We start from the raw sequence: 23,849 nt of genomic DNA on the forward strand, positions 1-23,849 counted from the left end.
GTCATGTCGGGCCCGCAGGTGGTCGTGGTGCTCGACGGCGCCCGCCGGCTGCGCGCGCTCCCCGGCGTCGTCTCCATCCTGCGCGACGGCCCGGGGAGACTCGGACAGGCGCTCTACTTCGGCGACTTCGCGAACTGGTCAGGCGTCGGCGGACTGCGCCTTCAGGGCTCGGTCCGTGCCGGCCAGGGACTCCACGACCAGGCGGCGCAGGGCCGGGGCAGCGGAGGCGTTCGCCTCCAGCCAGGCCGCCGTGGCGTCCCGCAGCTCCGCCGACGCCAGCGGCGCCGGGTAGAAGCCCTCGATGACCTCCTCGGCGATGTGGTAGCTCCGCTCGTTCCACACCTTGAGCACTGCGTCCAGGTACGGCTGCACGACGCCGGCCAGCACGGCCGGATCGCTCACGTGCACGAACCCGAGACCCGTGTTCCGGATGATCGCGTTCGGCACGTCGGCGTCCACCACTGACGACAGCGCGGCCAGCTTGCCCTCGACGGTCGGCTTCGCGGCCCGGGCACGCGCGGCGGACTGGCGGCCCGTCGCGGTGTCGTCGGCGGCGAGCGTCGCGTCGATCTCCTCGTCGCCCGCTGCGCCGTTGAGCACGAGGCCCTCCAGCAGCTCCCACCGCAGGTCCGTGTCGATCTCGAGCCCGTCGAGCGCGACCGAACCGTCCAGCAGCCCGGACAGCGTCTCGACGTGCGCCGGCGTCGACGCGACGTGCGCGAAGAACTTCACCAGCTGGAACTGGGTGTCCGAGCCGGCGGCCGCGTCGCCCACGAGCGCCCAGAGCGTGTCGCCCACCTCGGCGAGGGTCGCGGCACGGGACGACGGCGCCACGTACTGCCTCGCCGCCAGCACCATCTGGTTGAGCGTGGTGCGGAGCGTCGTCGACTCGGTCTCGCGGGAGATGCCACCGAGCACCAGGCGGACGTACTCCGACGCCGGGACCTCGCCGTCGCGCACCGAGTCCCAGACCGAGCCCCACACCAGGGAGCGGGCCAGCGGGTCCGCGATGTCGGCAAGGTGCTCCAGCGCGACGCGGAGCGACGCGGCGTCGAGGCGGATCTTCGCGTACGCGAGGTCCTCGTCGTTGAGCAGCACGAGCGCCGGGCGGTCGAGCTCGACGAGCTCCTTCACGTCCGTCCGCGGGCCGTCGATGTCTACCTCGACGAAGTGGGTGCGCACGAGCTCGCCGGCGTCGGACAGGCTGTAGAAGCCGATGCCGAGGCGGTGCGGGCGGATCGTTGGCCACTCGGCGGGCGCCGTCTGCTCGACGACGAACGACATGATGCGGCCGTGGCTGTCCGTCTCGATCACCGGACGCAGCGTGTTCACGCCGGCGGTCTCCAGCCAGAGCTTCGACCAGGCCTTGAGGTCACGGCCGCTGGTCGTCTCGAGCTCGGTGAGCAGGTCGGGCAGCTCGGTGTTGCCCCACGCGTGCTTGCCGAAGTACGCGGAGACGCCGGAGATGAACGCCTCACGCCCCACCCAGGCCACGAGCTGCTTGAGCACCGACGCGCCCTTGGCGTAGGTGATGCCGTCGAAGTTGACCTGGACGTCCTCGAGGTCCTTGATCTCGGCGACGATCGGGTGCGTGGACGGCAGCTGGTCCTGCTTGTAGGCCCAGGACTTCTCCATCGCGGAGAACGTGGTCCAGGCGGCGTCCCACTCGGTGGCCTCGGCCGTGGCGAGCGTGGACGCGTACTCCGCGAACGACTCGTTGAGCCAGAGGTCGTTCCACCACTTCATGGTGACCAGGTCGCCGAACCACATGTGCGCCAGCTCGTGCAGGATCGTCACGACGCGGCGCTCGCGCACGGCGTCGGTGACCTTGGAGCGGAACACGTACGACTCCGTGAAGGTCACGCAGCCCGCGTTCTCCATGGCGCCCATGTTGTACTCGGGCACGAAGAGCTGGTCGTACTTGGTGAACGGGTACGGCACGCCGAACGTGTTCTCGTAGAACTCGAAGCCCTGCCGGGTCTTCTCGAAGATGTAGTCGGCGTCGAAGTGCTCCGACAGCGACTTGCGGCAGAACGCGCCGAGCGGGATCTCGCGACCGTCCGACGACGTAAGCGACGACCGGACCACCGCGTACGGGCCGGCGACGAGCGCCGTGATGTACGTGGAGATGCGGCCGGTGGGCTCGAAGGTCCAGGTGGCGACGTCGCCGTCCGCGGCGGGCTCCGGCGTCGGCTCGTTGCTCACGACCTGCCACGCAGCGGGCGCGGTGACCGTGAACTGGAACGTCGCCTTGAGGTCCGGCTGCTCGAAGCAGGCGAACACGCGGCGGGCGTCCGGTACCTCGAACTGCGTGTACAGGTAGACCTCGCCGTCCACCGGGTCCACGAAGCGGTGCAGGCCCTCGCCGGTGTTCGTGTAGCCGCAGTCGGCGACGACGACGAGCTCGTTGTCGGCGGCCAGGCCCTCCAGGGTGATCCTGGAGTCCGCGAACACTGCCGACGGGTCCAGCTCACGGCCGTTCAGCACCACGGACCGCACCGACGGGGCGACCAAATCGACGAACGTCGAGGCACCCTCCGTCGCGGTGAAGCGCACAGTCGTGGCGGACGCGAAAGTCTCCGGGCCGGTGGTCAGGTCCAGCGCGATCTCGTACGACTCGACCGATACGACGCCTGCGCGTTCGACTGCCTCGGCGCGGGTCAGGTTCTCTCCGGGCACAGGCCCTCCACGTCTGTCTTCTCGGGGGCGGCGAATGACGCCCCGCACGCCCGACGGGCGCGCCTTTTCGGTTGGGTTGTCGTCCGGTCTGTGAACTACCTGCGACGACTCGTCGATCATGCCACGCAGGAGTAACAGCGAGTAACGCCTTTGTGTACGATCGACCGCGGTCGCCCGACCGACCGATTTGAGCTGAGGGAGTCGCCTGATGTCCGGCACAGTGCCGCCGCCACCGCCGCCAGGCGGTTGGCCCGACGAGGACCCGGGTACGCCGCCCCAGGAGCAGGACCCGCCCACCGCGCCGACGCCTGCCCAGCAGGGGCCGGTGCAGCGTGTCTCCGCGGCGACCCGTAAACCACCCGCCATCTCACCCGCGAGCCAGTTCTCGCAGGCTGTGACGCCGGCGCCCGCCGCGCCCGGCGCTCCCGTGGTGCAGTCCGTCCACATCCACAACGGCGGCAGCGCCCCGCAGTACTACACCGAGCAGTACCAGCAGCCGTACCAGCAGCCCAACCAGCAGCCCAACCAGCAGCCCAACCAGCAGGGCTACGCGCAGCCTCAGGCATACGCGCAGCAGGCGCCGCAGGCTGGCCAGTACCCGCCGCAGCCGTATCCGCCGCAGGGCTACGACCAGTACGGCCAGCCGGTCTACGGCGCGCAGGGCGGGGGCTACCCGCCCGAGCCGCCGCACGAGCGCAAGAAGCTCAGCCCCGGCTGGATCGCCTTCATCGCCCTGGACGTGCTGCTCGTGATCGCCGCGATCGTTTTCGCGGTGAACCTGCTGAGCACCCCCGACACCACGCTCGAGACGGGCGGGACGCCGGCCGCCGAGGAGTCGGCGTCGCCGGAGCCCGAGGAGGGTCTGGAGACCGACGGCGGGGCCGGCGTCGAGACGTTCGCCGCACCCTCGCTCAACATCACGTGCACGATCTCCGCGGACGCCGCCGCGTGCGGCATCGCGGAGCTCGACCAGAAGCCCGCGCCCGACGACTCGTGCGGCGGCGCGTCCGGCTACGTGGCGAAGGTCGACCCGAGCGGCAACGTGACCCAGCCTTGCGTCACCAAGCAGGACCAGCCCAAGAAGGCGAAGGGTGACGTCTCGATCCTGAACTACGGCGCGGAGAAGAAGGCCCACGGCTTTACGTGCCTCAGCTCGGAATCAGGAGTGAAGTGCGTGGCCGACGCGACCGGCAGCGGGTTCTCGATCGCCCGCGCGGGCATCGGCGCCGCCTGACCTCACTCCACCGCACCACCCACCGCACCACCCCGCCGAGGTAGAACTGTGGCGCACCCCGCTCGGGGTGCGCCACAGTTCTACCTCGCCAGGGTTCTACCTCGGCGGATCGGCCTCGGGGTCTTCCTCGTTCATGACCGTCACCAGCGAACGCAGGCGGGCGTTGGCGAACAGGTCCTCCAGGAGGACCACCGTTCCAGCGGAGTCCGCCAGCGGGACCTTCCAGTTCGGGTACTCGGTGTTGGTCCCTGGCTGGTTCTGAGCGCGCCGCTCCCCCACGGCGTCGGTCAGGTACACCCCGACCAGCGCGGCCGGCGTGTCCTTGAGGTAGCGGTGCAGCCCCTCGACGAGCTCGCGCTCGGACGGGTCGAACGTCGTCAGGCCGCGGCGGGACAGCGCCTCCACGAGCGACTCGCGCTCCGCGCGCGCCTGGGCCCGCAGCACCGTCGGCTCCTCCGTGAGCAGCCCGAGACGCTCCCGCAGGTCCACGTGCTCGCCCGCGAGATAGCCGGCGGTCGGCGGCAGGTCGTGCGTGGTGACCGTGGCCAGCGCCGTCCGGCGGTACGCCTCCGGCTCGATGGGCGCCCCGGCGGCGTCCCGCTCGAAGAGCAGCACCGAGGTGCCAAGGATCCCGCGCTCCTCGAGGTAGTCGCGGATCCACGGCTCGAAGGTGCCGAGGTCCTCGCCGATGACCGTCACCCCGGCACGCTGCGCCTCCAGGCACAGGATGCCGATCAGGGCCTCGTGGTCGTAGGTGACGTAGGCGCCGGCCGACGCGCGCGCCCCGCCCGGGATCCACCAGAGGCGGAAGAGCCCGAGGATGTGGTCGATCCGCAGCGCGCCGCAGTGTCGCAGCACGGTGCGCAGCATCTCGCGGTAGGGCGCGTAGCCCGCCTTCGCGAGCGCACGCGGGTGCCACGGCGCCGGGGACCAGTTCTGGCCCTGCTGGTTGTACATGTCCGGCGGAGCACCGATGGACACTCCCTGGGCGAGCACACCGGCGTCCGCCCACGCATCTGCGCCGTCCGAGGACGAGCCGACGGCCAGGTCCTTGAGCAGGCCGAGCCGCATGCCGGCGTCGAGCCCGGCGCGGTGCGCCGCGTGGAGCTGCTCGTCGGCGACCCACTGGAGCCAGCAGTAGAACTGCACGCGTTCGGAGAGCGCGTTGCGCAGGGTCGTCACACCGGACGACGACGGGTCGGCGAGCTCTCTCGGCCAGTCGCGGCCGTCAAGGTGCTCCGTGATGGCGCACCACGTCGCGAAGTCGACAAGACCCTTGCCCTGCGCCAGCACGAACTCGTCGAACGCCGTCTGCCGGGCCGCCGACCGCTGGCCCGTGTACACGACCTCGAGGGCGGCCTTCTTGGCCTCCCAGATGGCGTCCCGGTCGATCGGCCCGGAGTCCTCGGACAGCTCGCGGACGGGTTCTCCCGCCCATTCCACGAGCGACCGGTCGGCGGCGGAAAGATACGCCGTCTCACGGATGTCCTCGACGCGGATGTACAGCGGCGACATGAAGCGGCGCGACGTCGGCAGGTAGGGGCTCGGCGTCAGCGGCAGCACCGGCTCGGTGGCGTGCAGGGGGTTGATCCCGACGAAGTCCGCACCGCCGTTGTGCGCCGTCTGCCAGGCGAGGTCGGCCAGGTCGGCGAGGTCGCCCATGCCCCAGGAGTCCTTGGACCGCACCGAGTAGAGCTGGATCATGAAGCCCCAGGCCTGCTTGCGAGCGACCTTCTTGCGCAGCTCCAGCCGCTCGGGCGTCACCACGAGCGGGGTCTGCGCCGTCTGGCCGCCCGACTCGGCGTGCAGCGTGTGCCAGCCGAGCGGCAGGTCTGCCGGGACGGTGAACGTCGCGCGCCCGACCTTGCGGCTGTCCACCGTGCGGGGCTCGGTATGGACGTCGGCCCGCCGCAGCTGGACGCGGGGACCCCGCACCACCGCGAACGAGCCGGTGGTCGTGGTCGCCTGCGGCGCCGTGACGCGCCACGGGGTGGCACTGGTGGGCACCACTGGCTGCTCGGACTGCTCGAGCGCTATCCACGCCGTCACGTCCGCGCCGTCCGCGACGTGCACAGGGACCTGCACCTCTGTGCCCTCCCGGGTCACGACGGTCGGCGGCAGCATCGCGCGCCACTCGTCGTCCTCTACCCGGTCCAGGCTCGTGGCGATCGCGCCCGGCGTCGACGCAGGCACGTCGAGCGCCTCCAGCACCGCGACGACCGTCGACACGCTGACCTGCTGTACGCGGCCGTCGTGGTCGGTGTACACGCACTGCACGCCGTGGGCGGTCGCCAGCTGGGCCAGCTCCGGCGGCACGGCGGCGCCGTCTCCGGTGGACCCAGGCATCGGTTCGTCGGTCACAAGGAAAGATCTTGCCATCTACCGGCGCTCACCGGGCGCAACGCGGGCGTGTCCGACGAATTGGCAGCTGGCCCGGGAAGATGGCGTGTTCTGGAGAAACGGTTCCGGGCCGGGTCAGACGACGCCCGGACCGCCGTCCGTACCCTGCGAGGCGACCCCGTCGAGCGGCAGGGGCGCCGAGCGCGCGACGATCCCAGCGTTCAGCAGGGCCGAGTGGGCCGCGACGCGCAGCGCCCGGGCGACCACCCACTGCTGCGCGGGGCGCACCTGGGCGAACAGCGTGAAGGTGAGGCCCGCCTGGTCGACGGCGTCCACGCCACGCACCGACGGCGTCTCCAGCAGGCTGTCGGCCAGCTCCGGGTCGTTCTTGACCCGGTCGACGGCGCGGCCGAGCGCGGTGCGGACGGCGTCCACGTCGGTCCCGAGCGGCACCTGCACCGAGGCGACCGCGCGGCTCCACTCCTGTGTCCGGTTGCCCGCGCGCAGGATCTCGCCGTTGCGGACGTACCAGAGGGTGCCGTCGAACGCGCGGACCTCGGTGAGCCGGAGGCCCATGGCCTCGACGGTGCCGACGACGTCGCTCCCGAGGTCGACGTTGTCCCCCACGCCGAACTGGTCCTCGATGAGGAGGAGGATGCCGGACAGGAAGTCCTTGACGAGGCTCTGGGCGCCGAAACCGATGGCGACGCCCGCCACGCCGGCGGTAGCCAGCAGCGGTGCGATGTTCAGCCCGATGGTCTGCAGGATGTACAGCACCATGATGGCGCCGACCACGATGTTGACCGACGAGTTCAGCACCGAGCCGACGGTCCGCGCGCGCTGTGCGCGCCGTTCGGCTGCCCGCGGGTTGGCCACGGTCAAGGCGTCGGCGAGGGCTTGTGGCGACATCAGCATGTTCTTGCGGCGCCGTTTGACCTTCGCAGGTGCGGTGCTCGGCACGCCACCCGTGGTCGTGCCCACGGGGTCGGCAGCGCGCTCGACCACCGATCGCGGCTTCTGGCCGATGGCGATGCGCTCTGTGAGAGAAGTGATGACGCGCCGCAGGACGTAGATCGTGATCAGGCCGATCACGACGGTCAGGATCACCGTCAGCGGTCTGTCCATGAACCAGGACCAGAAGTTCTCAGCGCCGTCGAAGACGGAGGCAGCAAGGGACTCGAACACGGACGCAAACCTACTCGGGTCCGCGAGCCGGATCAGACTGCTCCGGCCGAGTTCCAGGGACTGCCGCGCGATTTTCACAGGGCGTTCGCCTCACGGGCGCGGGAGGCGGCTCAACCGTGAGACGGGTCACGGGCCCGGGAACACCCGGGCCCGCGCCGTCATCCCAGCGGGCTCACCGTCGAGCTCGCTCTTGTCCCGCCCCGTCTCGTGGTCTGCGTCCTACCTCAGACTCTGAGTGTCTCGAGCTCCGCCGCGAGGCTGTCCGCCTCGGGCCCGACGATCACCTGGACCACTCGCCCGGACCGGACCACGCCGAATGCACCGGACGACTTCAGTCCGGACTCGTCCACGAGCGACGGATCGCTCACCTCTACCCGGAGCCGAGTGATGCACGGCTCCAGCTCGACGACGTTCGAGGTCCCTCCGAGTGCCGCAAGGATCTGGTCAGCCTTGGTCATGTCTCAACTCCCACCGTGCGCCGCTGCAGGTCTTCGACCAGCCTATCGGTCCTGGCAAGCGTTCCGCCCACCCAACTGTCTCCTTGCTCACACGAGACTCGGTTTCACACCGCTGCCATCGGGCTGTCACAGTCGAGTGGCAGGATGACGGACGTGACACAGGAATCCTTCTTCGACGCTGTCGGCGGCCACGACACGTTCGTCCGTCTCGTCGACGCGTTCTACGACGGCGTCGCGGACGACCCGGTGCTGCGCCCCATGTACCCCGAGGAGGACCTGGGGCCCGCCAAGGAGCGGTTCACGTTGTTCCTCGAGCAGTACTGGGGCGGTCCGGGCACCTACTCCGAGCAGCGCGGGCACCCGCGGCTGCGCATGCGGCACATGCCGTTCAAGGTCAATCCCGACGCACGCGACCGCTGGCTCGCGCACATGCGGACCGCCGTCGACTCGCTGGGCCTCGCGCCCATCCACGAGTCGCAGCTGTGGGACTACCTGGAGCGCGCCGCCTTCAGCATGATCAACACTTTCGAAGACTGACCGGACCTGAAGGAGACGCCCGCTCGTGGACGCCACCACCCCCGATCCGCTCGCCGGCAGCACGCCGGACCGCCAGCCCGACGCGCTCGACCGCCTGCTGCAGGTGCTCGACCTGCGGCACCTCGAGGGCTGGGGCCCGCGCGGTGAGGAGGACGTGCTGCGCGGTGACAGCATGCCTGGCCCGGCCAACCGCGCCTACGGCGGCCAGGTGCTCGCGCAGGCCATCCTGGCCGCCGACCGCACCGTCCCGGACGGCCGTCTGATCCACTCGCTGCACGGCTACTTCCTGCGCGAGGGACGGGTCGAGGAGCCCATCGACTTCGCTGTCGAGCGGCTGCGTGACGGGCGTTCGTTCAGTGCGCGGCGCACCCACGCGATCCAGTTCGGCAAGCCGATCCTGTCGATGATCGCGTCGTTCCAGGACGACCAGCCGGGCTACGAGCACGCGATGTCGATGCCCGACGACGTCCCGCCGCCCGACGAGGTCGGCTCCGCCTTCGACGAGCTGGCCAGCCTGCCGGAGGGCGTCGCCGTGCGGGCCCAGTTCTGGACGGACTCGGCGTTCGAGCTGCGCCACGTGGGCGGCTCGCTGTACCTGCGCCCGGATGCCGCGGTGGCCGACGGCGGCACGCCGCCCGCCACGCAGATGGTCTGGATGCGCACGCGTCGCCCGCTGGAGATCAAGGAGCAGGCGATGCACCGCGCCCTGCTCGCGTTCGCGTGCGACCAGCTCATGCTCGAACCCGCCCTGCGCGCCGCCGGCAAGTCCTGGCAGGACGTCGGCGGCTCCGTGCCGATGGCCAGCCTCGACCACGGCATGTGGTGGCACCGCGACGTGCAGGTGGACGAGTGGATGCTGTTCGTACAGAGCTCGCCCACAGCGCAGGGCGGTCGCGCCCTGGGGACGGCCAAGGTCTACACGCAGGACGGCACGCTGGTCGCCTCGGCAGGCCAGGAGGGCATGATCCGCCTGCCTGCGTAGCGGGCGAATGGCGGGCTTTCTTGGACACGGCGGGTCTCGCGTGCCACCGTGTGCTCGCGTCGTAGCAGCAGGTCTCTGCGACGGCTCGATCGCTGTGGTTGCGCGGGATGAAGGGGGCGCTGTGACGGGGTATCGCGTTTCGCCGCAGGGTGTGGACCACACACTGGGTCGTGTCCGTGCTGAGGCGGACGGGCTGGGGCGCGCCCTGGAGGACGTCGGGACCGATGCTCCTCACGCGGCGGGTGGCAGCGAGATCGTGGCGGCCGCGCTGAGCGGCTTTGTCGAGGCCGCGCAGGACGACATGCAGTCGGTCGCGGACCGACTGGAGTCGGCGCCGGGCGGCATGGTGCGCGCAGTCGCGGCGATCCTTGATGGTGATGAGGAGATGGCCCAGACGCACTCGCTCGGGTTGTCGCAGGCCGATACGTTCCAGCCGCCTCGGCTGGGCTACCCGTCCGGAACTCTGGGAGCGCCGGGCCCTACGACGCCTGGCGGCGGGCAGACGTTCGATCCGGGCCGGTTCGGTCCCTCGCAGACGTCACTTGCGCCGTCCGAGGACCCCGTACCGGCCTTTGACCCGAAGAGATTCGGTGCGCGGCCCGGATCTGCGACCGGAGCAGGCTCGTGATGCTCGTCGACGCCGAGCGCGTACCCGGCCAGCAGCTCGACGCCGAGAGCATCGAGATGGGCGCGAAGTCCCTGCGGCGTGACGCGACCGCCGTGCGCGACGCCGGAGTCGCGGTCTCGAGCGCGTGGCAAGGGCTGGGCGCCTGCTACGAGACACCGGATACGGACCAGGTGCTGCGTGCGCTCGACCCGGTGCGGATAGCGACAGACAAACTGGCCGACGACCTCGACGAAGTTGCCGACGTCCTGGACCGGTTCGCGGACGAGGTCCGGTCCCTGCAGGCCAACAGATCGAGTTTGGTCGCACAGATCGGAGACTTCCGCTCCCGGGCCGCGGCAGAAGCTGCCCCCTTCGGCTCCCCGACCTTGGCGGGTGTGCTCGCTCCCGAGCTGTCGCTCGAGAACCAGACGCTGCTTGGCCAGTCACGACTATTGGGTGAGCGGTTCGAGACAGCGGAGCTGGAGTGCGCGAACAAGATCAAGGCGATCGGCTCGCCTGCCACGCTGCTGGACAGGGCTGGGACATGGCTCCAGGACACGGCCGCCGCCATCGGGGCCTCGATCAGTGGCGCGGTTCAGGGGACCAAGGAGTCCTGGGACACCACGGTTGACGCCGTCCAGGACGCGGCCGCGACCGGCTGGGAGTGGACCACCGAGGGCGCCTATGACTTCGCCCGCTGGAGAGTCGACCTGGATACGTCGGTCATAGGTTCCTGGATCGACGTCGGTGACGCCTTCGCCCTGTTCCCCGTTGCCCTTGCTGGCACCGCGGACGACTCCCGCCCCCAGCTGACCCGGGTCGGAGCCGCTTACCTACAGACGCTCGGTGCCCTGCTGGACGCCGGGGTAACGACCACGACTGCCGGAATCTGGGACCTAGACCTGGCGGGTGACGGCGAACCTGCGGTCGGCACACCGATCAAATACGACGGCCCGAACGACGGACAAAAAGCTCCACGAGACCTGAATGGCCTCGCGGATGTCCTGTGGAGTGTCTCCGACTCGTACGAAACCAACACGGGCCTCGGTCAGGTGTCCAAGAATGACTGGGCAGAGGGGTACGTGCGGATCACGAAGGTCAACCCGGGCGATGGCGGTGACCCGCGCCTGGTCGTGAGCATTCCGGGTACGCAGCCCTGGTGGCCTTGGAACGACCCCGGCAACGACCACCCCGCGGACTTCATCGGGGACATCGTCGGCGCGGCGGGGGGACGCTCGACCTACAGTGACTCGGTGGCCATGGCTATCGACGCGGTCATGGCTGCCGACCCGGATCTGGACGCTGACACTCCGATTCTCCTGGCGGGCCATTCCCTGGGAGGCATCACTGCCGGGGACCTGGCCTCCGACCCGGACTTCCTCGACGGTCACAACGTCACCGATGTCGTTACGGCCGGTTCGCCCATCGACAACAACCGGATCGACCAAGGAATCCACGTCCTGGAGATCGATCACGAGGGAGACATCGTCCCCGACCTCGACTTCACAGACGCCCGAGTCAGCCTGGAACCTGGATCTGGCTCGATCCCTGGCATGCCCTTCCACCTCGAGGTCTCAGGCAGCGGCTACGCACCGGACCCCGAACGACACACCAAGGTCACACTCCCGAACCCGCCAGGATCCGAGAACCCCAAGGACTACCACGATCACTTTCAGTACGGCGTATCGGTGGAGGACGCCACAAGTTCCGGCCTCTCCGAATTCGAGGATCGAATCATTGGCGAGGGATATCTCGATCCAGAGTCAGAGGGTCCTGAGATTCAGGATCCCAAAGCAGAGTTTGACATTTACGACGTGCCCGTCCGGAGAAAGTGAGATCCGCCGACCATGAAAAAGGGATTGATCCCACTAACGGTTGCAGCAATTCTAGCAATCAGCATTTCCCTCCCCGGATGCGGCCCGTCGGGTGATCGAGATGAGGACTGTGCCGCAGCTTACAAACAGGCAGCCTTGAAGGTCGCCTCAGTCGTGTCGGCGGAATTCACGTGCGGCGGCAGTTTCGGCAACAGTTCCGATCGGGGCACGGTGACCCTTGCCGTTGACACGCAAGAAGAGGCAAACCCTGCTATCGAAGAGGTCTACCGGTCCTTCGCCGAAGATCCGCGACTGACATATTCGAGCGCCCCATTTGCCGATTTCGTGTCAGAGAGTGGTGGAGAGCGGTTCGACAATAGCGACCTCGGATTCGAGGGTAGTTATCCAACGATCGATGAGATGCGCGAGAAGTACGGCATCACTCCCACACCCACGCCGTAGCCAGGAGCACTCGTGACCACCCCCAAAGCCCCCGCGATCCGATCGGTCCGACTGAACGGTGAGCAGTGGGCTGCCGCGCTCGCCCAGGTGTCCACTCGCACGGCAGGCGTCCTCGGCTCGGCGTCGCCCGTGGAGGAGCCAGCAACCGCGTTTCGAGCCGGTCCGAAGGGCGCGACGTCGCCCGTCGACCTCCTGCTCCGTCACGGCTCAGCCCCCGTCCGGGCGTCGCTCGTCGCCACGACAGGCAGCCGCGGTTCGGTCGCCCGCGCATCGCTTGTCGGCGACGAAGCGCTGGTGATCGTCCAAGCCATCGCCGAGCGCGACGGCCGCGTCCTGATCGAGCCTGGAGCCGAGCTCCGCCTCGCTGCCCCGCAGACCTTGTGGTCTGCTCTGCAGGCTGCGATCCCGCCGCTCGATGTCCTGCGCGCGCCCGCAAACGCCGTCGGACACGACCCAAGACCACCAGACTCCGACCGCACCGACACGGCCTTCGACGACGGTGCCCCCTGGCCGGGAACGACGTTCGACGACGCGGACGCCGTCCTGCAGATCGTCGTCGAGGCATGGCTGACACCCGACCGCCTGGCCAGGTTCTGGTCACGCCTCTGGGCCGTCACCGACGACACCCTGTTCGACGTCCAGCGCCGCGACGGCACGCTCACTCGAACCCAGCGCCCCGTCGGATCCGTCGCAGCCGAGCTCCAATGGGCCCTCGCCGGCGCGATGGGTGTCAACGCCGAGTACCGCAGCGGACCCCGCTGACCATCTACTACGTCGTCGGTTCCCAGGACGCCGACCCTGAGATCGGCGCGCGCGATGCGACTGACGAAGACCTGGCCGCCTGAACTCCCACGCCGATGGCGGTCGCCCACTCCGCGGTCGACGTCGTGGTTGGCGGGCGTCAGTCGGTGATACGGAACGAGTCGGCCGAGGCTTCGAGTTCCGTGGCGTGTTCGTCCCAGAAGCCCTCGGTCGTCGACACGGTCCACGAGTGCTTCCGGCCATCCCAGCCGTACGCGGTGATCACGATCGACCGCGACGGACCGGACGGCGAGGGGCACGTGTACCCGTAGCGCAGGGCGTAGCCCGCACCGACCTCCTCCGTGCGCGGCGGGTCGACGACCGTCGCGTCACCGACGCAACCCATTCCGGCCGCCTCACGCAGGTACCCGATCTGCTGCGGCGTCGCGGACTTCATGTCTTCCAACCCGGCGTCAATCGCTTCGCGGACCTGCTCCTCAGTGGGCTCCGACTGTGGAGGGCTCATCACCGACCACTGCACGATCGCCTCGCCACCGGACTGATGCTCGACCCACTGTTCCGGGGTCTCGCCGTCGATGACGTGAGTGACGTTGTCCTGGTCGTCCTCCTCCCAGCCGGAGGGAACGCTGTACTCGGCAGGCGGACGGCTCACCTGGGTAAGTTCCGGCTCGGAGCTGCCCCCGGGTGCCGTACTCGCGCACCCTGTGAGGAGGAATGCGGCCGCGACACCCACGAGCGTGCGTGTGCGTACGAATGTGGAGGGGCGGTGTTCATCGTGCCCGACAAAACTGTTCATGGTGCTGATCTCCTGGGTGCAGAAAGAGGCTCTTGCCCACTGGTGGTGCGTCCGACGTCGCGGTCACCTCGTACTCGCCCTGCTTGGTGCACTTGTAGCCGCAGTCCGGGGAATCAGCGGTGTCGTACCGGTCCTCGCACGGAGTAGACGAATCGGCCACTACCTGACCCGGATCGTAGCCGGGTGAAACCCAGCACGACACGAAAGGAACCTCAAGCCCCCAGCTCGGCCAACCGGTCGCGGGTCGCCTGGATCGCCTGCCGGGTCGATGCGACCTGGTCCGGGGCCACGCCCGCCTCCACGCGCAGCTCCAGGGCTTGCACGAACAGGGCCAGGGCCTCGCCGAGGAACGGCCGGGCCTGGTCGGCATGCGCCTCCAGCGCCTGGTCGTACCGGCACTTGCCCCAGTGCTGCAGGGCGAAGCACTCCAGCCGGCGCGCATGCTCGACACTCGCGGAGTAGTCCCCGTAGTGGTGCGCCGCCTCCAGGACCAGCCCGAACAACAGGTCCGCCTCGGAGAACCGGTGCCGCCACTGCAGCACGTGGGCCAGCCGCAACAGCGGCGCTACGGCACCGAGGGGCACCTCCTCGGCGTGCGAGTGCGCGGCCTTCAGCTCGTCGCCGGGCCCACCGGCCTGCCGGACCGCGAGCCAGCCGAGGCGCTCGGCCTCGGCCAGCTCGGCGTCCGGGTCGTCAGCCTCGGGAGCCAGCGCGCGGGCCAGCGGCACGCGCACGGCGAGGACGGCCGGTGCGTCGCGGTCCGGACGCCCCGCCAGCTCGGCGTGGACCGCCTGGGCGGCCGGGACGTCGTCGAACACCTCGTGCAGCGTTACCGGGTCGAAGTGGTGCCTGGGCAGATCCAACTGTTCCTCCGCAGCCAAAACCAAGGGGGATGAATCTACCAATTCGGGCAGGCCGGGGACCACTCGGCCCGGCGCGCCACCGCGTCAGAACGGCGAGTACTTCGCGTGGAGGAAAATGGGCACCATGACACGCCTCCACGTCCCCGTCACGCTGCGCTGGTCCGACCTCGACGCATACGCGCACGTCAACAACGTAGCGATGTTCCGTCTGCTGGAGGACGCCCGGATCACCGCCTTCTGGCTGCACCCGGAGGCACCGGAGGGCGAGGCCTGGCCGACGGCGGTGGTTCCCACCGGGCCCGACGCCGACTCCCACACCCTCGTGGCAGGCCAGCGCATCGAGTACCTGCGGCCGCTGCTGTTCACACGCACGCCGGTGCGCGTCGAGATGTGGCTGGGCCGGATCGGCGGCGCCAGCGCCGAGGTCTGCTACGAGGTGCACGACGGCGTCGCCGGTATGGCGAAGACGGGGCCGACGGCGGGCGGCCAGCTCTACGCGCGGGCCACCACCACCCTGGTCTTCGTGGACGCCGCCACGAACAAGCCCCGGAGGCTCACCGAGAACGAGCGACTGGCATGGAAGCCGTTCGAGGAGGAGCCGGTCACGTTCCGCCGCTGAGCCCCGCCCCAGACCCCGCTGTCAGCTCGCGGCGACCGTGGCCGCCGTCCGGCAGCTCGCCAGGCGGGCCAGCTCGTCACCTACGGGTTTGCGCACCAGCTCGTCCGCGACGGCGCCGACCGACTGCCGGAGGCGGCGTCGGGCTCCCATCGCCCGACGGCGCGCGCCCAGCGTGCCGAACACGCGGCAGACGAGCGCGAGCAGCAGGCCGAGAGCCAGCCCGCCGAGCACCATGAGCGTCGGCCACGGGATCCGGAAGGGGTCGACGCCGAGCCCGTCACCGGCGCCGGACTCCGGCGCCCCGGGGAACACGATGCCATCGGAGCCCGACCAGGTCGGCAGCGTGAGCACCGGCGTCGGCGGCGGCGGGAGCTGCAGGTAGGCGAAGCCGAACAGCACCAGCAGCCAGAGGAGCCCGGCCGCCACCACGGCGATCAGGGTCCACTGGACCGTGTTGACCAGCGACCACCACACCGGGCGCCGCGAGGCCTCCACGCGGGTCGTCGCCACTGCCTGGTCGAGCGCGTCCGGGAGCGTGCCGATCCCCGCCTGTCCGCGGGAGCGCGCGGCCAGGACCCACGGGTCCGCGGCCCCACGCGTCACCTCCTCGACGTAGCGCCGCACCGCCGACGCGGCGGCCGACCGCACCGCCGGCCGAGCCGTCGGGAGCGACGTGCGCACCAGGTCGTCCCTGCCCGACGGCGCCCGGTGCTCCCGGTCCGCCGTCCGTAGCCCGAGCCGCCGCAGCGGGTCCTTGCGCAGCCGTCCGACCCAGCGGGTCAGCGGCCAGCCGGTCGCCGCGCGCGCGTCCCTGCGGGCGGACGCGCGTACGGCGTCGACCACCGTCGCCACGCCCGCCGCCGCCTCCAGCGCCGCCACCAGGTCGCCCTTTGCCTGGTTCCCCTGGCGCGACGGCGGCGGTGTCCCGCACTCGTCGACGATCTTCTGCGCGACCGCCCGCTCGTCCGCGGCGAGCCGGGCCGTCGCCGCCTCCCGCTTGGCCGCCGCCTTCGCCAGCAGCCCCCGGAGCTCGTCCATACCCTGGCCCGTCTTCGCGGACACGGCGAGCACCCGCGCACCCTCCAGGCCGTCCTGTGCCACCAGGCGCTTGAGGTCCGCGAGCATCGCCGACGTCTCGTCCGGCGTGAGGCGGTCCGCCTGGTTGAGCGCGACGACCACCACCTCTGCCCGCCCGGCGAGCGGACGCAGGAAGCCCTCGTGCAGCGCGGCGTCCGCGTACTTCTGCGGATCGACGACCCAGACCAGCAGGTCGGCGCGCTGCACCAGCCGCTCGGCCCGCATGCGGTGCTCGGTCACTATCGAGTCGTGGTCGGGCAGGTCCAGCAGCACCAGCCCGGAGTTGTCCCCCACCGGGGTCCGACGACGGAACGGCCCGCGCCCGCCGTCGTCGGTCGAGCTCGCCGGGACGTCCGCTGTCGGATCCGGGGTCTCGACCGAGGGCGCGCCCACCTGGTGCCGCCGCCCCACCTCGAGCCAGTCCAGGAGCGGGTCCGCGCCCGCGCCCCAGACCGCGGCCATCGGGTGCGACGTCGTCGGACGCCGCACGCCCGGCTGCGCGACGGCGACCCCGGCCACCGCGTTGAGCACCGACGACTTGCCCGAACCCGTCGCGCCCGCCAGCGCCACGACCGTGTGCTCGGCGGACAGCCCGCCCCGCTCCCGCGCACGCGTCGCGATGGCACGCGCCTCGTCCAGCAGGGCCGGCTCGATACGCCCCTCAGCAGCCCGGACGGCGGTCTCGAGAGCCGTGGTCCGGTCGCTCAGGTCGAGCCGGCTCATCGGTCGCCCTCGCCGAACATCCGCTTCCAGAAACTCTTCTTGGCGGGCTCCTCGACGATGTCGGAGCGCCCCTTCGCCAGCATCTCGCGCCCCGGACGGACCCGTGCGCCCCGCAGGCCCCTGCCCTCGGTGAGATCCTCGACGGGTGCCCCTGGAGCGGCATCCAGCGCGACGTTGATGGCATCCGCCCGGTCACGGCGTTCCGCCGAGGCCGCGGAGGCGACGGTGTCCGCGGCCGAGCGCAGACCGTCCCCGCCCGCCTCGGCCGAGCCGAGCGCGTCCAGCTGCGCCGTGTACCGGGCGGCCTGCCCGTCCATGACCGCCTGGATCCGGGCGCGCAGCCGGTCGCGTGCCTGCACGGCCAGGCGCCGCACGGCGTCCTCCCCGAACACTGCCTCCAGCAGCCGCTGCGCCAGCACCGCGGATCCGCCCGCGATGCCGACCTCGATGCCGGTGAGGCCGCCCGTCGAGGCGAACACGAAGATCATCAGGGCGACCCCGAGCCCGTTCACGCCGAAGGACAGCACCCGCGCGGTGCCGCGCTTGGCCGCGCCCTGCTCGCGCACGAGCTCCAGGACGTCACCCTGCCAGCCGCGGATCTGAGCGGTCACCTCGGCGCGCAGCGACGCGGGCGTCCGCGACAGCTCCAGACCCTCCAGGAGCACCGCGCCGGCGGCGTCACCCCGCCAGCCCTGGTAGGAGCGCTCGGCCGCGTCCTCCGCGGCGTCCAGCACCACCGACTCCAGACCGTGGGCGATGGCCTGCTCGACCTGGGGCGCCTCCTTCGGCTTGCCCCGGAAGAACCCGGCGACCGCGTCCCGGAACCTGCCGATGCCCTCCTCGACCGCCCGGAAGAACTCGCCGGTGCCCACGAAGTCCTGCCAGCGGGCGAGCACCTCGCCGCGCAGCAGCGCGCCGTCCGACGTCGCCGCCGCCACGTGGGCCACCGCGTCCGTGTAGGCGCGCTCGACGACGTGCCGCAGCCGGACGTCGGCGGCCTGCTGCTCGTCCGCGGCGTCGGCCAGGGCTGTCGCCCGCTCGACCAGGGAGTCCACGACGCCGTCGCGGGTCGCCGCGATGACGCGCCCACGCGCCTCGGCGTCACCGCCCAGGCCGGTGAGCCAGCGCGACACCTCCGCGACCGCCTCCTCCGGCAGCATCCCGTCGACGAGCTCTGCCTCGGGGATGACGAACAGCGCGCTCTCCGCCAGGCCCTGCTCCACCATCATGTCCCGCAGGTCGTCGGCGGTGGCCTCGGCGCCAGGGTCCACGCGGTCCAGCACCATCGCCACCTGCGCCTTGCGTCCCGCCGCCTGCAGCAGCAGGTCCCACGGCACCGCGTCCGCGTACCGGGCGGACGTCGTGACGAACAGCCACAGGTCGGCCGCGCCCAGCAGCTGTGCCGCGAGCTCGCGGTTGGCCGTGTCCACCGAGTCGATGTCCGGCGCGTCCAGCAGGGCCAGGCCCTTCGGCAGTGCCTCGCTCGGCACGAGGCGCAGGGTGCGGCTGGGTTCGGACGGCGTCGCGCCGTCCAGCGGCTGACCAGTCGTCGCGCCCGCCGACGGCGTCCCGCCGAGCCCCGCGCTGCCCGACGTCGTCAGGCGCGCCATGCCCGGCAGCACCCGGTCCGTGGAGAACCAGCGGGCGTCCAGCGGGTGGTGCACCAGCACCGGAGCCTTGGTGGTGGGCCGCAGCACGCCGGGCTGCGTCACGAGCTCGCCCAGCACCGAGTTCACGAGCGTCGACTTGCCCGCGCCCGTCGACCCGCCGACCACCACGAGCAGCGGCGCCTTCTGCGAGCGCAGCCGCGGCAGCAGGTAGTCGTCGAGCTGGTCGGTGGCGCGGCGCAGGTCCGTGCGTGCGGCCCCTACGCCCGACGTCTCCAGCGGCAGGCGCAGGGCACCGAGCCGGGCCCGCAGGACCTCCAGGGCGCCGACCAGGCCGGACTCTGCGCTGGGACCCGTGCCAGACCCTGCACCAGGGCCTGCCGACGGCTCCGGGCTGGGCGCCGGCTCGGAGCCTGCCGCGAGGTCCCGTGCGCTGGGTGCGGCGGAGTCGTCGGGCTGATCGGTCATGGCGCCCAGTCTGCCGTAGACACCCTGGTCAGGCGCGTCCGTGTCGCGAAGAGATTCAGCCGCCGAGGCGGGTGCGCAGCCATTCGAGGGCCGCGTGCGCCACCTCGCGCTGCACGGCCCGGCCGTGCGGCAGGCCGGGCTGCGGCGGACGCATCGAGTCGAGCACGAGCGACCCAGCGGTGACGGTGATGGCACAGGTGAGGGCGTCGGGGTCGACGTCGGGCAGCGGGTGCCGGTCCATGACCACCTCGGGCGGCGGGGCGCCGTCGACCCGGAGGTAGGGCAGGAGCAGCACGAAGTCGATGAACGACGCGCCGCGCGACGGCATGAACCAGTCGACCGCGTGCGCGCTCGTCGCGTCCCAGCCGTGGTCGGTGATCAGTATCGACTCGCGGCGAAGTGCGCCGTGCACGAGGTTCTTGCCGCCCATCGCCTCCCCGGCGAAGCTGGCGATCTCGGCGAGGTGGTCGATCTTGTCGGTCAGCCAGGGTGTGAAGGCCGACAGGCCGGGCGGCCGCATCGCCGCGATGGTGGCCCAGGCCTGGCTGTCGATCAGGTCGAGTGCGTCGGGCAGGTCTGCCGGCGCCTCGCTGGAGCCGATCTGGATGGCGAGCTCGACGGCCGCTGCAAGGTCCCCGTCGTCCCAGGGGTCGTGCGGCGGGCGGATGGGCTCGTTGCGGTAGCCGAGCACCACCCAGCGTCCGGCCCCCGGCAGCACCTCGTCGACGAACCACTCGCGCGGGAGGTTCGGGATGTCGTCGGGCAGCGCGGCGACGGAGACGGCCTCGGCGGCCATCCGGTCCTGCGTCAACGGCGCCTCGGGCCCGACGGCGCGGACTATCGACCGGCCCGACGTGGTCTGCAGCACCTCCAGGACGCCGGACTGCTCGGTCCCGCTCATAGGAGCGGAGCCGATCACACGTCCCCCCATGGTCTCGCTCACGCGGGAACGGACAGAGGGGGGGAGATCGGACCATGCCGGTCGCCGAGCAGCACTCATGGCCGGAGTGTGCCCAACAGAAGTTCACCCTGCAAACCACAGACAGCGGTGCGCGCATCACGGCCAGCGGTCCGTGACCTGCGACGGGGTCAGAAACCGAGCCGGGTCTGCAGCCAGGAGACCGCGGTACGCGCCAGCCGGTGCTGGTAGGACCGCAGCTCCGGCATCTCGGACGGGGGCGGGTCCATCGACGACTTGAGGTAGTGCCCGGCGAGCGCCGCGATCCAGCAGGTCACGGCGTCAGCCTCGGTGCCGGGCGGCAGACCGTACCGGCGCAGCGTCGCCTCGGGCGGCGGCCCGTCGCTGGTCCGGACGTGCACCAGCATCGAGATCAGGTCGAGGTAGGGAGCCGCGGCACTGCCCCGGATCCAGTCCGAGACCAGCGGCTTCTCGTCCGGCACGGCGGGCAGCATCACGTTCTGCACGCGCAGCGCGCCGTGCTGCAGGCTCCTGCCCGCTATCGCGTCGGGGGCGTGCGAGGCGATCTCCGCGAGGCCGTCCAGGCGGTGTGCCAGCCACGGCGAGTGGTTCGCGAGCCCGGCGGGCAGGGTGTCCGCGAGAATCTCCCACGAGTTGGTGGGAAACACCTTCTCCTCGGGCAGGAACATGGGATGGTCGGGCGCCTCGATCTCACCGATCGAGCGGATCACCCTGATCAGGGACTCGACGTCCTCCTCCGGCCAGGAGAGGTCGATCGGCCGCACCTTGGGGCGCATCGAGTAGCCGACCGCAACCCAGGTGCCGAGGGTGGGCAGCACCTCGTCGATCGACCACATGAGCTCGGGGTGGGGTGCGGCGGACGGCAGCAGCGGCGAGAGTGCGATCTCCTGGCGCAGAAAGTTCAGCGGTTCCGGCTTCTCCGTACCCAGCACCTTGACGAGGGTGTCGCCCTTGATCGTCTGCACATGGAACTGCGCACCCGGCAGGATCCCGGACTCCTCCGGATGCTTGGCGGCGATCACGCGCGCGCCGAGCAGGTGGGTGATGCGGTCTCGCAGCGGAGGCGGAAGGTCACGCCACCCGGGTCGTAGGGCAGGGCTCACTGCGGCATCTTGTCGAAGATGTCCGGATGCGGCAAGGATGACCTCTTTTGCATGGATATTTTCGCCATGAAAGAGGGCTGTGGTCGGCGTCTGGACGCCGACCACAGCCCTCAGTTGCTACCCGTCAGTCGCAGTACCTGTTTCGCGACTTCCTCGGGCTCGGCGGGGAGGGGCCTCGTTCCTCGGCTACTCCCCGCCGACCGCGTCGTCAGTCGCGGGTCAGCTTGCGGTACGTGACCCGGTGCGGACGCGCCGCGTCCGCACCCAGGCGCTCGACCTTGTTGGCCTCGTACGACTCGAAGTTGCCCTCGAACCAGTACCAGTTCCCAGGGTTCTCCTCGGTGCCCTCGTACGCGAGGATGTGCGTCACCACGCGGTCGAGGAACCACCGGTCGTGAGAGACCACCACGGCGCAGCCGGGGAACTCGAGCAGAGCGTTCTCCAGGGAGCCGAGGGTCTCGACGTCGAGGTCGTTGGTGGGCTCGTCGAGCAGCAGCAGGTTGCCGCCCTGCTTGAGCGTCAGCGCCAGGTTGAGGCGGTTGCGCTCACCACCGGAGAGCACGCCGGCCGGCTTCTGCTGGTCCGGGCCCTTGAACCCGAACGACGCGACGTACGCCCGCGACGGGATCTCGACGTTGCCGACCTTGATGAAGTCGAGCCCGTCGGACACGACCTCCCACAGGGTCTTCTTCGGGTCGATGCCGCCACGCGACTGGTCGACGTACGAGATCGAGACGGTCTCGCCGACCTTGAGGTTGCCGCCGTCGAGCGGCTCCAGGCCCACGATGGTCTTGAACAGCGTCGTCTTACCGACACCGTTCGGGCCGATGACGCCGACGATGCCGTTGCGCGGCAGCGTGAACGACAGGCCGTCGATGAGCACGCGGTCGTCGAAGCCCTTCTTCAGCTTGTCGGCGTCCAGGACCAGCGAGCCGAGGCGCGGGCCCGCGGGGATCTGGATCTCCTCGAAGTCGAGCTTCCTGGTGCGGTCCGCCTCCGCGGCCATCTCCTCGTACCGGGCCAGACGGGCCTTCGACTTGGTCTGGCGGCCCTTGGCGTTGGACCGCACCCACTCCAGCTCCTCCTTGAGGCGCCGGGAGAGCTTCGCGTCCTTCTTGCCCTGGACCTCGAGGCGCGCCTGCTTCTTCTCGAGGTACGTCGAGTAGTTGCCCTCGTACGGGTAGAGACGGCCGCGGTCGATCTCGCAGATCCACTCCGCGACGTGGTCGAGGAAGTACCGGTCGTGCGTGACGGCGAGCACGGCGCCGGCGTAACCGGCGAGGTGCTGCTCGAGCCACAGCACGGACTCGGCGTCGAGGTGGTTGGTGGGCTCGTCCAGCAGCAGCAGGTCGGGCTTCTCCAGGAGCAGCTTGCAGAGCGCGACCCGGCGACGCTCACCACCGGAGAGCACGGACACGTCGGCGTCCGGCGGCGGGCAGCGCAGCGCGTCCATGGCCTGTTCGAGCTGGGAGTCGAGGTCCCACGCGTCGGCCGCGTCGATGTCCTCCTGCAGCGTGCCCATCTCAGCGAGCAGCGCGTCGAAGTCGGCGTCGGGCTCGGCCATGAGGGCGGAGATCTCGTCGAACCGCGCCTTCTTGGCCAGGATCGGGCCGACCGCCTCCTGGACGTTGCCCAGGACCGTCTTCTCCTCGTTCAGCGGCGGCTCCTGCAGCAGGATGCCGACGGTGAAACCGGGCGAGAGCCGTGCCTCGCCGTTCGAGGGCGTGTCCAGCCCGGCCATGATCTTGAGGATCGTCGACTTACCGGCACCGTTCGGTCCGACGACGCCGATCTTCGCGCCGGGCAGGAAGTTCAGCGACACGTCATCGAGGATGACCTTGTCGCCGTGCGCCTTGCGCGCCTTGTACATGGAGTAGATGTATTCAGCCACTGCCTGTGTTCCACCGTTCACAGAAGGTACTTCGGATTAGGGTCGCTCACGCGGAGCGGGTGCCGGGTTGTCCCTGCGGGGAGGTTCCCTCCCGGCACCCGCGGTCCGCGGAGCACGACTGCCCCCAGCCTACGCGTTCACCAGCTCGCGCTGCCCGACGCCGGCGTCGTCGCCCTGGTCGCCCTCGTCACCCAGGAGTGCGGCGGCGTTCCTGGAGCCCAGAGCGTCGAGGGCGAACGGGTCGCCGTCGCCCGGCCGCACGGCGGCCAGCTCACCGCGGTCCACTGGGGTGACCGGGGCGTCGTCGGGCACCGTGTCGTGGTGCACCACCCGCGTGAACCCGACCTTGCCACGGGTCGCGTCGACGCCGATCGCTGTCGCGACGATCACCAGCCCCGTGCGCTGCTCCCCCTCGGGGCCGGTCCACTCCTCGACCTCGAGCCGTCCCGTGACGACCACCGGGATGCCCTTGTGGACCGACTCGACCACGTTCGCCGCGGCCGCCCGCCAGGCCTTGACCGTGAACCACAGCGTCGCGCCGTCGGTCCAGTCGCCGTTCTCGTTCACGTAGCGCCGGGTGCTGGCCATGCGGAACGTGGACCACTGCAGATTCTTGGCCGCGTTCACGTGCAAGGCCGGAGTACTGCCGACATTGCCCGACACGGTCACCGTGACGTCGTTCATTTGAGGCCTCCTGGGTGT

The 23,849-nt window shown here is 70.5% G+C and carries 20 protein-coding genes; 8 read left to right on the forward strand and 12 right to left on the reverse strand.

The window, feature by feature from the left end:
* Positions 1-138: 138 nt before the first annotated feature.
* The gene (gene pepN / locus AB0F70_RS21390; protein ID WP_357452963.1) at positions 139-2,679 is read right to left on the reverse strand and encodes an aminopeptidase N; all 2,541 of its coding nucleotides are present in this window, start codon (positions 2,677-2,679) and stop codon (positions 139-141) included.
* A 208-nt stretch (positions 2,680-2,887) separates the two neighbouring features.
* Between pepN and AB0F70_RS21395 the strand changes: the two genes are divergently transcribed.
* Complete coding sequence (locus AB0F70_RS21395; RefSeq protein WP_357452966.1) at positions 2,888-3,913, forward strand: hypothetical protein; 1,026 nt, start codon at positions 2,888-2,890, stop codon at positions 3,911-3,913.
* Between the two features lie 96 nt (positions 3,914-4,009).
* On the opposite strand, the gene malQ is transcribed toward AB0F70_RS21395, so the two are convergent.
* From malQ to AB0F70_RS21410, 3 genes are all read right to left on the reverse strand, one after another.
* Positions 4,010-6,259: a 4-alpha-glucanotransferase gene (malQ, locus tag AB0F70_RS21400; RefSeq protein ID WP_357453210.1), complete on the reverse strand. Its 2,250-nt coding sequence runs from the start codon at positions 6,257-6,259 to the stop codon at positions 4,010-4,012.
* A 129-nt stretch (positions 6,260-6,388) separates the two neighbouring features.
* Positions 6,389-7,438 (reverse strand): mechanosensitive ion channel domain-containing protein, encoded by a 1,050-nt coding sequence (locus tag AB0F70_RS21405; protein ID WP_357452969.1) that lies wholly within the window; start codon positions 7,436-7,438, stop codon positions 6,389-6,391.
* A 224-nt stretch (positions 7,439-7,662) separates the two neighbouring features.
* The gene (locus AB0F70_RS21410; protein WP_357452972.1) at positions 7,663-7,896 is read right to left on the reverse strand and encodes a PTS glucose/sucrose transporter subunit IIB; all 234 of its coding nucleotides are present in this window, start codon (positions 7,894-7,896) and stop codon (positions 7,663-7,665) included.
* A gap of 153 nt (positions 7,897-8,049) precedes the next feature.
* Here AB0F70_RS21410 and AB0F70_RS21415 point away from each other — a divergent pair, with 153 nt between their 5' ends.
* The 6 genes from AB0F70_RS21415 to AB0F70_RS21440 are packed head-to-tail and all read left to right on the forward strand — an operon-like array spanning position 8,050 to position 13,060.
* Positions 8,050-8,433, forward strand: a complete 384-nt coding sequence (locus AB0F70_RS21415) for a globin (RefSeq protein ID WP_357452975.1) — start codon at positions 8,050-8,052, stop codon at positions 8,431-8,433.
* A 25-nt stretch (positions 8,434-8,458) separates the two neighbouring features.
* A complete protein-coding gene (locus AB0F70_RS21420) occupies positions 8,459-9,415 on the forward strand; it encodes an acyl-CoA thioesterase domain-containing protein (protein WP_357452978.1) in 957 nt (318 codons plus the stop codon).
* A 7-nt stretch (positions 9,416-9,422) separates the two neighbouring features.
* The gene (locus AB0F70_RS21425; RefSeq protein WP_357452981.1) at positions 9,423-10,043 is read left to right on the forward strand and encodes a DUF6507 family protein; all 621 of its coding nucleotides are present in this window, start codon (positions 9,423-9,425) and stop codon (positions 10,041-10,043) included.
* Entirely contained in the window at positions 10,040-11,857 is a 1,818-nt protein-coding gene (locus tag AB0F70_RS21430; protein WP_357452984.1) for a hypothetical protein, read from the forward strand. Before AB0F70_RS21425 ends, AB0F70_RS21430 begins: the two co-directional genes overlap by 4 nt.
* Positions 11,858-11,869: 12 nt before the next feature.
* The gene (locus tag AB0F70_RS21435) at positions 11,870-12,298 is read left to right on the forward strand and encodes a hypothetical protein (RefSeq protein WP_357452987.1); all 429 of its coding nucleotides are present in this window, start codon (positions 11,870-11,872) and stop codon (positions 12,296-12,298) included.
* Between the two features lie 12 nt (positions 12,299-12,310).
* Entirely contained in the window at positions 12,311-13,060 is a 750-nt protein-coding gene (locus AB0F70_RS21440; RefSeq protein WP_357452990.1) for a hypothetical protein, read from the forward strand.
* 139 nt (positions 13,061-13,199) lie between these two features.
* On the opposite strand, the gene AB0F70_RS21445 is transcribed toward AB0F70_RS21440, so the two are convergent.
* On the reverse strand, positions 13,200-13,712 hold the full coding sequence (locus tag AB0F70_RS21445; protein ID WP_357452993.1) for a hypothetical protein: 513 nt from the start codon (positions 13,710-13,712) through the stop codon (positions 13,200-13,202).
* 356 nt (positions 13,713-14,068) lie between these two features.
* Entirely contained in the window at positions 14,069-14,719 is a 651-nt protein-coding gene (locus AB0F70_RS21450; protein ID WP_357452996.1) for a hypothetical protein, read from the reverse strand.
* A gap of 124 nt (positions 14,720-14,843) precedes the next feature.
* On the opposite strand from AB0F70_RS21450, the gene AB0F70_RS21455 reads away from it, so the two are divergent.
* On the forward strand, positions 14,844-15,338 hold the full coding sequence (locus tag AB0F70_RS21455) for a thioesterase family protein (RefSeq protein ID WP_357452999.1): 495 nt from the start codon (positions 14,844-14,846) through the stop codon (positions 15,336-15,338).
* A gap of 21 nt (positions 15,339-15,359) precedes the next feature.
* On the opposite strand, the gene AB0F70_RS21460 is transcribed toward AB0F70_RS21455, so the two are convergent.
* From AB0F70_RS21460 to AB0F70_RS21485, 6 genes are all read right to left on the reverse strand, one after another.
* The gene (locus tag AB0F70_RS21460) at positions 15,360-17,138 is read right to left on the reverse strand and encodes a GTPase (RefSeq protein ID WP_357453002.1); all 1,779 of its coding nucleotides are present in this window, start codon (positions 17,136-17,138) and stop codon (positions 15,360-15,362) included.
* Positions 17,135-19,213 (reverse strand): dynamin family protein, encoded by a 2,079-nt coding sequence (locus tag AB0F70_RS21465; protein ID WP_357453005.1) that lies wholly within the window; start codon positions 19,211-19,213, stop codon positions 17,135-17,137. Before AB0F70_RS21465 ends, AB0F70_RS21460 begins: the two co-directional genes overlap by 4 nt.
* Positions 19,214-19,268: 55 nt before the next feature.
* Entirely contained in the window at positions 19,269-20,156 is an 888-nt protein-coding gene (locus AB0F70_RS21470) for a hypothetical protein (protein ID WP_357453008.1), read from the reverse strand.
* Positions 20,157-20,302: 146 nt separating this feature from the next.
* Complete coding sequence (locus AB0F70_RS21475) at positions 20,303-21,256, reverse strand: phosphotransferase (RefSeq protein WP_357453011.1); 954 nt, start codon at positions 21,254-21,256, stop codon at positions 20,303-20,305.
* A 208-nt stretch (positions 21,257-21,464) separates the two neighbouring features.
* The gene (ettA, locus tag AB0F70_RS21480; protein ID WP_357453014.1) at positions 21,465-23,147 is read right to left on the reverse strand and encodes an energy-dependent translational throttle protein EttA; all 1,683 of its coding nucleotides are present in this window, start codon (positions 23,145-23,147) and stop codon (positions 21,465-21,467) included.
* 129 nt (positions 23,148-23,276) lie between these two features.
* On the reverse strand, positions 23,277-23,831 hold the full coding sequence (locus AB0F70_RS21485) for a single-stranded DNA-binding protein (protein WP_357453017.1): 555 nt from the start codon (positions 23,829-23,831) through the stop codon (positions 23,277-23,279).
* Positions 23,832-23,849 lie beyond the last annotated feature (18 nt).

Source organism: Promicromonospora sp. NPDC023805 (assembly GCF_040639635.1).
In the GTDB taxonomy this organism is placed as follows: domain Bacteria; phylum Actinomycetota; class Actinomycetes; order Actinomycetales; family Cellulomonadaceae; genus Promicromonospora.

Excerpts from the sequence above, each read along its gene's own strand:
- AB0F70_RS21395 (WP_357452966.1), top strand. The coding sequence starts at position 2,888 with ATGTCCGGCACAGTGCCGCCGCCACCGCCGCCAGGCGGTTGGCCCGAC.
- malQ (WP_357453210.1), bottom strand. The coding sequence starts at position 6,259 with ATGCCTGGGTCCACCGGAGACGGCGCCGCCGTGCCGCCGGAGCTGGCC.
- AB0F70_RS21410 (WP_357452972.1), bottom strand. The coding sequence starts at position 7,896 with ATGACCAAGGCTGACCAGATCCTTGCGGCACTCGGAGGGACCTCGAAC.
- AB0F70_RS21425 (WP_357452981.1), top strand. The coding sequence starts at position 9,423 with ATGGCGGGCTTTCTTGGACACGGCGGGTCTCGCGTGCCACCGTGTGCT.
- AB0F70_RS21435 (WP_357452987.1), top strand. The coding sequence starts at position 11,870 with ATGAAAAAGGGATTGATCCCACTAACGGTTGCAGCAATTCTAGCAATC.
- AB0F70_RS21455 (WP_357452999.1), top strand. The coding sequence starts at position 14,844 with ATGACACGCCTCCACGTCCCCGTCACGCTGCGCTGGTCCGACCTCGAC.
- AB0F70_RS21460 (WP_357453002.1), bottom strand. The coding sequence starts at position 17,138 with ATGAGCCGGCTCGACCTGAGCGACCGGACCACGGCTCTCGAGACCGCC.
- AB0F70_RS21465 (WP_357453005.1), bottom strand. The coding sequence starts at position 19,213 with ATGACCGATCAGCCCGACGACTCCGCCGCACCCAGCGCACGGGACCTC.
- AB0F70_RS21485 (WP_357453017.1), bottom strand. The coding sequence starts at position 23,831 with ATGAACGACGTCACGGTGACCGTGTCGGGCAATGTCGGCAGTACTCCG.